The organism is Sphingomonas aerolata (assembly GCF_003046295.1).
Classification (GTDB): domain Bacteria; phylum Pseudomonadota; class Alphaproteobacteria; order Sphingomonadales; family Sphingomonadaceae; genus Sphingomonas; species Sphingomonas aerolata.
Genome location: NZ_PZZN01000002.1, coordinates 871,614 through 883,700, shown reverse-complemented (window position 1 = coordinate 883,700; position 12,087 = coordinate 871,614). Strand labels below are relative to the sequence as shown.

General features: G+C 69.0%; 10 protein-coding genes. 4 read left to right on the top strand and 6 right to left on the bottom strand.

Going from position 1 to position 12,087, the window contains the following annotated elements; translation table 11 throughout:
- Positions 1-40: 40 nt before the first annotated feature.
- From C8J24_RS11510 to C8J24_RS11495, 4 genes are all read left to right on the top strand, one after another.
- Complete coding sequence (locus C8J24_RS11510; protein ID WP_031440749.1) at positions 41-1,276, top strand: type III PLP-dependent enzyme; 1,236 nt, start codon at positions 41-43, stop codon at positions 1,274-1,276.
- A 133-nt stretch (positions 1,277-1,409) separates the two neighbouring features.
- Positions 1,410-2,471 carry a 1,9-bis(guanidino)-5-aza-nonane synthase gene (locus C8J24_RS11505; RefSeq protein WP_031396469.1) on the top strand — a complete coding sequence of 354 codons (1,062 nt, stop codon included), beginning with the start codon at positions 1,410-1,412 and terminating at the stop codon, positions 2,469-2,471.
- Between the two features lie 116 nt (positions 2,472-2,587).
- Positions 2,588-3,013 carry an MAPEG family protein gene (locus C8J24_RS11500; protein WP_031396468.1) on the top strand — a complete coding sequence of 142 codons (426 nt, stop codon included), beginning with the start codon at positions 2,588-2,590 and terminating at the stop codon, positions 3,011-3,013.
- A 72-nt stretch (positions 3,014-3,085) separates the two neighbouring features.
- Positions 3,086-4,120, top strand: a complete 1,035-nt coding sequence (locus C8J24_RS11495) for an alpha/beta hydrolase (protein ID WP_107932424.1) — start codon at positions 3,086-3,088, stop codon at positions 4,118-4,120.
- 22 nt (positions 4,121-4,142) lie between these two features.
- Here the strand turns inward: C8J24_RS11495 and C8J24_RS11490 are convergent, their stop codons facing one another.
- From C8J24_RS11490 to C8J24_RS11460, 6 genes are read right to left on the bottom strand one after another with little or no spacing between them, the layout of a single operon-like run.
- On the bottom strand, positions 4,143-6,029 hold the full coding sequence (locus tag C8J24_RS11490) for an XrtA/PEP-CTERM system amidotransferase (RefSeq protein ID WP_107932422.1): 1,887 nt from the start codon (positions 6,027-6,029) through the stop codon (positions 4,143-4,145).
- Positions 6,030-7,535: an exosortase A gene (gene xrtA, locus C8J24_RS11485; protein WP_107932420.1), complete on the bottom strand. Its 1,506-nt coding sequence runs from the start codon at positions 7,533-7,535 to the stop codon at positions 6,030-6,032. It abuts the gene before it with no gap.
- Positions 7,532-9,109, bottom strand: a complete 1,578-nt coding sequence (locus C8J24_RS17880; protein WP_244180636.1) for a glycosyltransferase — start codon at positions 9,107-9,109, stop codon at positions 7,532-7,534. Before C8J24_RS17880 ends, xrtA begins: the two co-directional genes overlap by 4 nt.
- Positions 9,106-10,137: a FemAB family XrtA/PEP-CTERM system-associated protein gene (locus tag C8J24_RS11470; protein ID WP_107932418.1), complete on the bottom strand. Its 1,032-nt coding sequence runs from the start codon at positions 10,135-10,137 to the stop codon at positions 9,106-9,108. Before C8J24_RS11470 ends, C8J24_RS17880 begins: the two co-directional genes overlap by 4 nt.
- Complete coding sequence (locus tag C8J24_RS11465; protein WP_107932849.1) at positions 10,134-10,961, bottom strand: XrtA system polysaccharide deacetylase; 828 nt, start codon at positions 10,959-10,961, stop codon at positions 10,134-10,136. The genes C8J24_RS11470 and C8J24_RS11465 overlap by 4 nt, the downstream gene beginning before the upstream one ends.
- A 43-nt stretch (positions 10,962-11,004) precedes the next feature.
- Positions 11,005-12,078, bottom strand: coding sequence for an ExeA family protein (locus C8J24_RS11460; protein ID WP_107932415.1), 1,074 nt, complete (start codon positions 12,076-12,078; stop codon positions 11,005-11,007).
- Positions 12,079-12,087: the final 9 nt, after the last annotated feature.

The window sequence follows — 12,087 nt, the reverse complement described above, 5'->3', positions numbered from 1 at the left end:
GTTTTCGTAATTTGTCTCAGGACATTGGAGGTCCCTTGAATTGGTCAAGCATCATATCGCGCTGGGGTTAGCGAAAGCCCATTCGACCGCCGACACTCCCCTCATCGGGGGCGGCATCGACATCGCTAAGGGGCGCCCGGTCAATCCGGTCACGCTCGTTCGTCCGCACGCTGCTGCGCGCGCCGCTCGGTTCTTCGTCGAGAAGTTCCCGGGCCGCTCGATGTATGCGGTGAAGGCGAATCCATCTCCCGAACTCCTGCAGATCCTGTGGGACAATGGCATCACGCATTACGACGTGGCGTCGATCGCCGAAGTGCGCCTGGTCGCGCGGACGCTGCCTGAGGCGACCCTGTGCTTCATGCACCCGGTCAAAGCCGAGGAAGCGATCGCCGAGGCGTATTTCACGCACGGTGTCCGCACCTTCAGCCTCGACAGCCTGGAAGAGCTGGACAAGGTCGTGCGCGCCACCCGCGAAGCCACCGATCTGACGCTGTGCGTCCGGCTGCGCGTGTCGTCCGAGCATTCGAAGCTGAGCCTCGCGTCGAAGTTCGGTGCCGCACCGCATGAAGCCAAGGAGCTGCTGTTCGCGGCCCGCCAGGCGGCGGACGCACTGGGCATCTGCTTCCATGTCGGTTCGCAAGCGATGACGCCCGAAGCCTATTCTAACGCGATGGAGCGTGTCCGCGCTGCGATCGTCGAGGCAGCGGTCACGGTCGACGTGATCGACGTCGGCGGCGGCTTCCCGTCCTCCTATCCGGGGATGGAGCCTCCTCCGCTCGAGCGCTTCTTCGAGACGATCCACCGTGCGTTCGAATCGCTGCCCGTCAGCTATTCGTCCGAGCTGTGGTGCGAGCCCGGCCGGGCGCTGTGCGCGGAATATTCGTCGATCATCGTGCGCGTTGAAAAGCGCCGCGGGACCGAGCTGTACATCAACGACGGCGCGTATGGTGCGCTGTTCGATGCGGCGCATATCGGCTGGCGCTTCCCGGTCGAGCTGCTCCGCGAGCCGGACAGCCGTGCCAAGGACATGGAGTTCAGCTTCTATGGTCCGACGTGCGACGACATGGATCACATGGCCGGCCCGTTCCTGCTGCCCGCCGACATCCAGGCCGGTGACTATATCGAGATCGGCATGCTCGGCGCCTATGGCTCGGCGATGCGGACCGCGTTCAACGGGTTCGGATCGGACGAGACGGTGATCGTCACCGACGAACCGATGGTCTCGCTGTACGACGAACGGTACCAGGACCTCGCGTCCAACGTCGTCACGCTGTAACCACGACCTACTATTTCTACCGTCATTCCCGCGCAGGCGGGAATCCATAAACGCTATCGGCGCGGCTCCACCTAGCCCCCGAGTTTATGGATCCCCGCCTGCGCGGGGATGACGACGTTTGAGGATGATGACCATGACCGAAGACACCCGCATCGACGCGCAGCGCAAGGCTGAGCTCCTGTCCACCACCGTCGAGCATATCGACATCACAAGCTTCGACGCGCGGCCGATCGTCGACGCGATGAAGAAGATGTCGTTCACCAGCCGCGACCTTGGCCGTGCGACCGACATCTACAACCAGATGCTCGCCGACAAGGACTGCACGATCTTCCTCGTGATCGCGGGCTCGACGAGCGCCGGCGGTTGCATGGACCTCTATGCCGAGCTGCTGCGCAACAACATGATCGACGGCATCGTCGCGACCGGCGCGACGATCGTCGACATGGATTTCTTCGAGGGCCTCGGCCACAAGCATTACCAGGCGCTCGAAGTGCCGCACGACGACGTGCTGCGCTCGCTGATGATCGACCGGATCTACGACACCTATATCGACGAGGAAGAGCTCCAGCACGTCGACCACACGATCTTCGAGATCGCCGAGACGCTGGAACCCCGCCCCTATTCGAGCCGCGAGTTCATCCGCGAGATGGGCAAGTATCTGGTCGAGCACGGCAAGAAGGAGAACAGCCTCGTCAAGCTCGCCTATGAGCATGACGTGCCGATCTTCTGCCCGGCGTTCGTCGACAGCTCGGCAGGCTTCGGTCTGGTCAAGCATCAGGTCGATGCCGCGAAGGCGGGCAAGCCCTACATGGTCCTCGACGCGATCGCGGATTTCCGCGAGCTCACCGAGATCAAGATCAAGGCGGGCACCACCGGCCTGCTGATGATCGGTGGCGGCGTGCCGAAGAACTTCATCCAGGACACCGTCGTCTGCGCCGAGATCCTCGGTCACGACGACGTCCAGGTCCACAAATATGCGGTGCAGATCACGGTCGCCGACGTGCGCGACGGTGCGTGCTCGTCGTCGACGCTGCAGGAGGCGGCGTCGTGGGGCAAGGTCAACACCGGCATCGAGCAGATGGTGTTCGCCGAAGCGGGTTCGGTCATGCCGCTGCTCGCATCGGACGCCTATCACCGCGGCCTGTGGAAGGACCGTCCGGTCCGCAAGTGGGGCGCGAGCTTCGACAAGGCCTGAGGCGGGCGCGCTGATCCTACCCTGCAAGGGGGAGGATTCTGCGATTGCTCCCGGTGCGCGATTGATGCAGCCTCCTCCGGGGAACCGGGGGAGGCTTTTTCATGCATGACGACCTGATCCACAGCGAAATCCTGCGGCCGATGGTCGCGCTGATCGCCTGGACGCTGGTGATGCTGCTCTGGATGCTGGCGACCCGCCTGCCCGCGATGAAGGCGGCGGGGGTCGACCTCAGCCAGCTCGTCGGCACCCGCGCCGCCGATGCGGATCGCTCGCTGCCCGCCAGTGCGCAGTGGAAGGCGCATAACTACAACCATCTGATGGAGCAGCCGACACTGTTCTATGCGGTGTGTGCGGTGCTCGCGCTCAGCCATACCGGCGACGGGGTCAACGCGTGGATCGCCTGGGCCTATGTCGGCTTGCGGGTCGCGCACAGCATCGCGCAGGCGACGACCAACCGGGTGCAGACGCGGTTCATCCTGTTCCTGCTGTCGAGCCTCGCGCTGATCGCGCTCACGCTGCACGCGGCGATGGCGGTATTCTGACGAGACCATTGCCGGCGATGCGTGTCGATCGCCCCTTCCCCTGCGCGATCGGGATCGGCTAGCTACCGCGCCATGACCTTCGATCGCCGAACCTTGCTCGCCCTGCCGCTCGCGGCCGGGATCGCCCCCGCCGCCCTGCTCTCCGACGCCGCCGGCCAGTCCGCGACGAACGGGAGCGTCAGTCGAGGCGCGCGGCTCGCCGGCGATCCGGTCTGGCCGCCCGCCGAGCGGTTCGCGCTGTGGCCCGGCATTCCCGCCGGCGCGCCGACCCCGCTGCCGCGCCCGCGCCCGATGATCACCGGACGCCCGGGCGGCTACCGCGACGTGCAGATGCGCGGTGTCGTCCAGCCCGAGGTCGGCGTGTTCCGCGCCGCCCGCCCCGATGGCCGTGCAGTGCTGGTCTGCCCCGGTGGCGGCTATTCGATCACCTCGCTGCGCAACGAGGGGATCGACGTCGCGCGGGTGCTGAACGGCTTCGGTATCACGGTGTTCGTGCTCAGCTACCGGCTGCCTGGCGAAGGCTGGGCGGACCGCGCCAACGTGCCACTGTCCGACGTGCAGCGCGCGATGCGGCTGATCCGCGCCAATGCGCGGCGCTATGCGATCAACCCCGAGACGCTCGGCGTGCTCGGCTTTTCGGCGGGCGGGCATCTCGCCGGGTCGCTCGAGATCCATCATGGCCTCGAAGTCTATCGCCCGGTCGATGCCGCGGACCGGCTGTCGGCGCGGCCGGCCTTTGCGGGGCTGATGTACGCGGTGTCGAACATGGATCCGGGGCGCAGCCATGGCGGGTCGCGCGCGCAGCTGCTCGGCCCCAATCCCGATCCGGCGATGCAGGCGCGCTATGCGATCGACCGCAATCTGCGCAGCGGCGACGCGCCGCTGTTCCTGGTCCATGCCGAGGATGACGACACGGTGCCGGTCGCCAACAGCCTCGACATGCTCGCCGCCGCGCGCCGCGTCGACATTCCGGTCGAGGCGCATATCCTGCGGCGTGGGCGCCACGGCTTCGGCACGCGGCTGCCCGCGAGTTCGCCGGGCTCGCTCTGGCCGCAGCTGTTCGACCGCTGGATGCGCGAGGCGATCGGGCCCGAAGCGCCGCTCTGACGGCGGGTGTGTGTGCCCGGGGTTAGCCGAACACCCGCTTCAGCGACCGTTCGAGCATCATCAGCTGCCACAGCGTGCGGCCATGCTCAACGCGCCCGCCGCGATGCGCCTCGGCGAGCGCGGTGATCGCGGCCATGTCGAACCACCCCGTCTCGGCGAGCATCCGCGACGATCCGAGCGCGCTCGCCTCGCCCGCCAGCGCGCCGCGGAACCACGCGCTGATCGGCGTCACGAAGCCCATTTTCGGGCGGTAGAGGATCTCCTTCGGCAGATAGGGCTCCATCGCCTTCTTCATCAGCCATTTGCCCTCGCCGTGACGCAGCCGCATGCCGACGGGCAAGGTCGCGCAGAACTCGACCAGCCGGTGGTCGAGCAGCGGCTCGCGCGCCTCGAGCCCGACCGCCATGCTGGTGCGGTCGACCTTGGTCAGGATGTCGCCGGGCAGCCAGTGCTTGAGATCGGCATATTGCGCGCGGTCGATCGCGTCGCGCGCGGGCGCGGCGGCCATCGTCGCGACATAGCGCTCCTCCGCGCGGTAGCCGCCCAGCGCGGCCTGCGCGGCGTTCGAGAACAGCCGCGCGCGGACCTCTGGCGTCGTGACGCCGACCGAGCGGGCATAGGCCTCGCCCCCGCCTGCCGCGAGCGCGAGCAGGGTCGATTTGGCGCGGAACGGTCGCGGTGCCCAGTCGGCCTTGGGGTAATACCGGCCGAGCGCGCCGAATATCTGCGTCCTGAGATGCGCGGGGAGCAGGCCGCGCACGCGTTCCTCCGCGGCCTGGAAGCGGTAGCGCCTGTAGCCTGCCAGCGCCTCGTCCGCGCCGTCGCCCGACAGCGCGACCGTCACCCGCTCGCGGGCCAGCGCGCAGACCTGATAGGTGGCGAGCGCGGATCCGTCGGCGAACGGCTCGTCGAACGCGGCGACGAGCGTGTCGATCAGCGCGAAATCGTCGGGGTCGACGACCCGCTCGGCATGATCGGTCGCGAAGCGGCGTGCGATCGTCGTCGCATGGCCGCGCTCGTCATGCCCCGCCTCGTCGAAACCGATCGTGCAGGTGCGGACCGCGCGCGGACTCGCCTCCGCCATCAGCGCGACCACCGCCGAGCTGTCGACCCCACCCGACAGGAACGCGCCCAAGGGCACGTCGGCGACCATCCGCGACCGCACGCCCGCGCGCATCCGCTCGACCAGTTCCTCGCCCAGCGCCCTGGTGGAGCCGGTCGCGCGGTTGGAGAAGTCGACGTCCCACCAGCGGCGCGGCGCGGGCATGTTGCGCCCGCGCTCGATCAGCAGGAAATGGCCGGCCGCGAGCTTCTTCACGCCCGCGACGAGGCAGGCGTCGTCGGGGACGTAGCCGAGCGCCATGTAATCCTCGACCGCGGACAGATCAGGCGCGCGCCGGACGAGCGGGTTGGCGAGCAGGCCCTTCAGCTCGGAGGCGAACGCCACCGACCCGTCCGCCAGCTCGACATAATGAAGCGGCTTCACCCCCAGCCGGTCGCGCGCGAGGAACAGCGCGCGGGCGCCCGCGTCGTGGATCGCGAAGGCGAACATGCCGTTCAGCCGGTCGAGCATCGACGGCCCCCAGGCGCGCCAGCCGTGGAGCAGCACCTCGGTATCGCCCGCGGTCCGGAACCGGGCGCCGGCCGCGATCAGATCGGCGCGCAGCTCGGCGAAATTGTAGATCTCGCCATTGTAGCTGATCGTCAGGTCGCCGTCGGACATCGGCTGCGGCGAGCCTTCGAGGTCGATGATCGACAGCCGGCGATGCCCCAGCCCGACGCCCGGCGCGGTCCAGATGCCGTCGCCATCGGGACCGCGGTGTGCGAGCGCGGCGATCATCGCCTGGATGCGGTTCGGATCGACCGGCTTTGGCGTGCCCGGGTGGAAGATCCCGGCAATCCCGCACATTCAGCGCAGGCCCGCGGCGTGATCGGCGACCGTGCCGACCGGTCCGAGCGCGGCGAGGAAGCGCGCCATCGGTCGCGGATCGCCGCCCTCGACCGACAGGTGCACCGCAACCGCGCGCTGCGGTCCGCCGAGCAGCCGCGCCTTCATCGTCTCGATCTTCACGATCATCCCGTCATCGGTGGTAGCATCGCCGACCCGGTACCACGTCGCGACGATGCGCTCCACGGGTCCCGGCGCGGTAATCCGCATCGCCGAACCGCGCGCGCCCGCGGCATCCGCGACCGGGGGAAGATCCGCGACGCGGACCCAGCGATCCTCCTCGCGCAGCACACCCGTGCCGAACGCGATCAGTTCGTGCCCGTCGCCCTGCCGCCCGAACACCGCGAGCGCCATGTCGACGGTCGCGCCCGACGCATCGGCATAGCGCCCGAACAGATAATGGTCCGCGCCAGGATACCAGGGCATCCACGGCGCGCGGACGCTGACATCGACGCGGTGCCAGCCGGGCACGTCGGGCAGCGTGATCTGCGCTGGCAGCGCCTGCCGCCGCCCGGCGATGGCCGTGCTCCACGCGGGAAACGCCGATGCGACCGCCAGCACGAGCAGCGTGACGGTGGCGAGATCGCCCCGATAGCGCGGGACCGCCTGCAGCTGCGCGGGATCGAAGGCGGGATCGTCGGGCGCGCGGTCGAACCAGCGCCAGCCGATCGCCAGCACCGCCGCCATTACGAGCGCGAAGAACAGCCAGCCATAGACGATGTGGTCGATCCCCGTCGCCGCCTCGACCGAGGTCAGCTCGGCGGCACAGATCGTCCCGAACGCACGAAACCCGTTGGCGACGACCGGCACGACCACCGACACGGCGAGGAACACCGCGCGCCGCCGCCACGACACGAAACAGACATTGGCGACGAGCACCCCGAACGCGACCATCGCGATCACGAACTTGGCGCCCGAGCACGCCTCCGCCACCTCGAAATAATAGCGGCCGGCATGGATCAGCACGCCGTCGACGACCGCGGGCACGCCGACCAGATGCAGCAGCGGCATGACGATCGCGACGGTCACCACCTGCAAGGGCGGCTCGATCCCCTCACCGAAGGGCACGAGGAACAGCGCATAGCCGAGCGGAAACAGCAATCCGCGCGCGACATTGGGGCCTAGGATCGCGACGACCGCGCCCTGCAGCATCAGTACCAGCCCCAGTTGCCGCGCGAGATTGACCGAGGCGGCATCGCCCATCAGCCACCCTGCCCCGCCGACCGCGACCAGCGCCAGCCCCGGCCACCAGCCGACCGGCGTCAGCTGCGCGAGCTCGCCACGCCGCTGCCAGACCAGCCAGGCGATTACCGGAGCGATGAACAGACAATGCCCGAAGGTCGTGCTGGTCCACCAGATCGTCGTCAGATCGGCAACGTCGCGGCGGAACAGCGCGAGCAGCAGGGTCGCGGCGATGCCTAGCGCGAGCAGATGCCGGGACCAGGACGTCGCGGGGCGTTCGGTCACGATGGGGTCCGGCCGCTGCCCTCGACCCCGAACAGTGCATCGAGCGGTGCGAGCCGCGCGTCCCAGCCATAGCGTCGCAGCACCTGCGCGCGCGCCGCCCGGCCGAGCTCTGCCGCGTCGGTGGGTGCGTCGAACAGCGCGAGGAGCTGTGCGGCGAATTCGCTCGCGTCCGCCGCGACGCGGATCGTGCCGGCGTGGTCGATGCCCTCCGCCGCCGCCGCCGAGGCGACGACCGGCCGCGCCATCGCCATCGCCTCCAGCACCTTGTTCTGGATGCCGCGGGCGAGCTTCAGCGGGGCGACGCAGACATCGGCTGCGGCGAGCCATCCGCGCACGTCGTCGACCGCGCCGGTGACGATCACCGCGTCGCCTGCCAGCGCCTGAACCGCCGGAGTAGGGGCGCGGCCGACGATCGCGAACCGCGCTGTCGGGTGGCGCGTCAGGATCGTGGGGAGGATGTCGCGGGCGAACCAGGTCACGGCGTCGATATTCGGGCGGTAGTCCATCTGGCCGGTGAAGACGATCAGTGGGTCTGCGTGGGCCTCGCTTAGTACCGCCTTACTCTTCACCTCCCCGACGGAGGCCGGGGTCCAGTTGGGGGACGTTGATGGCGACGGACTGTCCGGTGTTACTGCGGCCTTTCCAACTGGGCCCCGGCCTTCGCCGGGGTGGTGGAATGGGGTTGCGGCCTGCCCAGTATACGCAGCCGGGTCGAACGTTGTCGAATCGATGCCGTTCTCTACCGCGAGGACGTGTCCGGTCGCGCCATTCGCCCTGCCCTTTACCTCCCCGGCGGAGGCCGGGGTCCAGTTGGGGGACGTTGATAACGACGGACTGTCCGTTGTTACTGCGACCTTTCCAACTGGGCCCCGGCCTTCGCCGGGGTGGTGGGATGGGGGTGCCGCCTGCCCAGCCCGCCCAGCCTTCCCAGCGTTCCCAGCCTGCCCCGCCGGGTCGAACGTCGCCGAGTCTATGCCGTTCTCGACCGCGAGGATGCGTCCGGTCGCGCCGCCGGTGCGGAACAGGGTGGCTTCGGCTTCGCTGACGAACAGGCTGGCCGAGACCCTCGCCGCGATCTCCTGCTCGAACGCCCCGAGCAGCCGTGCCTCGCGGCGCATCATCCAGCGCATCGGGCCGCGGGAGTCGTCCGCGAAGCCTGCGAACTTGGCGGAGTCCATGTCGACGAAGTCCATGACGACGCGGGGCCCCTCATCGGGGAGGTACTGCGCCATCTGGCCCGAGAAACAGTAGATGCCGTCGACCCGTGGCAGGACGCGGTCGACCGCGGCCTGCATGGCGGGAGAAGCGAACGCCGTCAGCGATACGGGCTTGCCGGTGGCCAGCGCCTCGAGTCCGGCGCGCGCCTGCGACTTGCCGCGTGGCAGGATCGTGCAGCTCGCCAGCATGTCCGTGAAGGCCACAGGCGGATCGCGGTCCGCCGCGTCGTCGGCAAACGCGACGAGATGGACGCGCATGCGTGCGCCGAGATAGCGGAGGACATGAAAGCTGCGGATCTTGTCGCCGCGATCGGGCGGAAACGGCACGCGGTGCGCGAGAAACAGCAGGTCGCTCACCCCAGACCCCGGGAAATCCACGGTCCGGCGAGATTGGCCGCCCAGAGCGGCATCTTCTTCCAGCTGCGCACCATCAGCGCATATTTGGGGTTGAGCGGATTGACCTCGCGCGCGGGCCCGTCGCTGCGCTTGGCATAAAGCCGCGGCACGGGCGTAAACCCCCAGTTCTTCTTGAACGCGGCCGCGCCGGTGCCGGTCTTCGACCGTCCGAAATCGAACCGCGTGCAGCCGCGCGCACGGGCATGCGCCATCAGCGCGAAATACATCCGGTCGTTGGCGCGCAGGCCGCGCGCCGCATCGGTCCCGCCGCCCCAATAGGGATAGACCGTCCCACGGTGATAGAGGCTGAGCACGCTCGCGACCGCGCGTCCGCGGTGGCGGACGGTCAGTACGTCCGCGTCCATCGTCTCGATGACCGAGCGGAACAGCCGCGCGGGAAAGACCGGCGTCCCCAGATTGCGCACCGATTCGGCATAGACGCGGTAATGCTCGGCGAGCATTGCGCGGTCGCGGCCGGTCGCGATCTCGAGGTCGAAGCCGAGCGCGCGCCGCACCTCGGCACGCTGTTTGCGCGGGATGGCGAGCAGTTCGGCATCGTCATCCGCCGCCAGATCGCGTGCGAACCCCAGATAGCTGTCCGCGTCGCTGTCCCACCCAGCGGGCACCGCACCACCGCGAAGCTCGACCGACGGGCAACCGAGCCGCTGCGCCAGATCCCAGGCCGCCGCGGCGAGCGGCTCGACCGCGGCGTCGCCGAGCACGCCGCCATCGACCGCGAACCCCGCCGAGACGAGCGCACGCCCGAACAGCGGCGATCGCATCTCGGTCAGCGGCAGCACGCCGGTGATCGTCCCGCCCCGCTCCGCGACCAGATAGCGTGCGCGCTGGCCGCAACCGCGCGCGACCGCGATGCTCCACGCGGGCAGGTGGAACGGCGTCGCCGCCGCCGTCGCATCGACGAACGCCGCGATCCGCGCGCGCTCGTCCGCGTCGGCGAGATCCGCCTCGCGCACTATGGCCGTCGTCACCGCAGCCGACCCGCCTCGACCGCGACCGCGGCATCGACGCGGCCCCAGTCATGCCGGCCGAGCAGCCCGCGCAGCTTGCCCGCCATCGCACCAAGCCGCGAATAATGCCGGATCTTCGAGCGCAACGGTGCCGCCGCGACGCGCGGCTGGGCGGGATCGATTTCCCAGGGGTGGAAATAGAACATCGCCGGGTGGTCGGCGGCATTCACCTGGCGGACCGCGAAATCCATCAGCGCAGCGGGCAGCAGCCGGAAGAAACCGCCCCCCGTGGCGACGCGGCGCGTGCCGAACTGCGCGACGGTGACGGGCACTTCGAGCAATGCGCTGTCGGCCAGCGGGCGGAAGGCGAAGCGCGGTGCGTCGCGCCAGCCATAATGATCGTGCGCGAGCGGTGCGACGCTCGACGAATAGGCATAGTCCTCTTCGGCCAGCACGGCATGCGCCCAGGGCGTGCGCTGGTCGATCGAGAAGCTCGGCGCGCGGTAGCCGGTGACACGCTGTCCCGCCGCATCCTCGATCGCCGCGCGTGCACGCGCGAGGTCTGTGCGGAACAGTCCTGCATCCATCGTGAAGACGCGCTGGTGATCCCAGCCATGGCTCGCAATCTCGTGCCCCGCATCGACGATCCGGCGGATCAGTGCGGGATAGCGGTGCGCGACCCAGCCGAGCGTGAAGAAGGTCGCGTGCACGCCGCTTTCGGCGAACAACGCGAGCACCGCATCGGTATTCGCCTCGACGCGCGGCTGGAGGCTGTCCCAGTCCGCCTTGTCGATCACCGTCTCGAACGCGCCGACCTGGAACCAGTCTTCGACATCGACCGACATGCCGTTGCGGATCGGCCCGGCCGTTACCGCCGTCGTCACCGGATCACGCCGCGTCGTGCCAGTGCGACGCGCCGCGGATCGGCTTGTAATCGGGCCTGGGCTCGTCGCCCTCGACCCACTCGACGAGCAGCGTCAGGACACGGCGCAGCGCCTGGTCCTGCTGCTCGACCCGCGCCTCGAGCATCGCGAGACGGTCGAGGACCGCCGGGTCGGTGGCGGGGTCGGGCGTGGCGCGGGGCTGTGCCTTGGGTTCGGCGGCGGGTTCGGGGGCAGGCTCGGGCGTGGGCGTCGTCGCGCGTGTCGGCAGGTCCGCGGTCAGGTCGCTCTGCACGGCGCGGACGACGGCGCCGTCGATGACGCGGAGATCCTCGATCGCAGCATAGAGCATGACGCGGCCCGCCAGCATGTTGAGCCGGCGGGGGATGCCGTCCGACCCGTCGAACAGCGCGGCGACCGCGTCGTCGGTGAACGCCGGATTGCCCTCCCAGCCGACCACCGACAGGCGGTGCGCGATATAATCGGCGACCTCGTGCGGCTCCATCGGATCGAGATGGTGGATCGCGATCACCCGCTGGCGCAGCTGTTCGAGCCCGTCGGAGCCGTGGAGCCGGTCGCGGAATTCGGGCTGGCCGAGCAGCAGGATCTGCAGCAGCGCGTGCCCGGCGGTCTGGAAATTGGACAGCATCCGCAGTTCCTCGAGCGCGGACACGGGCAGCGCCTGCGCCTCGTCGACGATCAGCAGCGTGCGCTTGCCGGTCCGCGCGACGGCGTGCAGCCCGCGTTCGATCGCGGTGAGCAGCTGCGCCTTTTCGAGCCCCGCCGGGTCGACACCGAGCGCGGTCGCGACGATCCGCAGCAGGTCGCTCGCCTCGATCGCGGTCGACACCAGCCGGATCGCGTTCAGGCTCTGATGGTCGATCGTATCCATCAGATGCCCGACCAGCGTGGTCTTGCCCGCACCGATATCGCCGGTCATGACGATGAAGCCCTCGCCCTGCGCCAGGCCATAGCCGAGATACGCCATCGCCTTGCGATGCGTCCCCGATTCGAACCAGAATCTGGGGTCCGGGGTGAGCTGGAACGGGCGTCCCGTCAGTCCGTAATGTTCGTCGTACATCTGCCAAAT

Coding starts and splice junctions, on each gene's coding strand:
- C8J24_RS11465 (WP_107932849.1), bottom strand. CDS start 10,961: ATGTCGGTCGATGTCGAAGACTGGTTCCAGGTCGGCGCGTTCGAGACG.
- C8J24_RS11505 (WP_031396469.1), top strand. CDS start 1,410: ATGACCGAAGACACCCGCATCGACGCGCAGCGCAAGGCTGAGCTCCTG.
- C8J24_RS11490 (WP_107932422.1), bottom strand. CDS start 6,029: ATGTGCGGGATTGCCGGGATCTTCCACCCGGGCACGCCAAAGCCGGTC.
- C8J24_RS11495 (WP_107932424.1), top strand. CDS start 3,086: ATGACCTTCGATCGCCGAACCTTGCTCGCCCTGCCGCTCGCGGCCGGG.
- C8J24_RS11460 (WP_107932415.1), bottom strand. CDS start 12,078: ATGTACGACGAACATTACGGACTGACGGGACGCCCGTTCCAGCTCACC.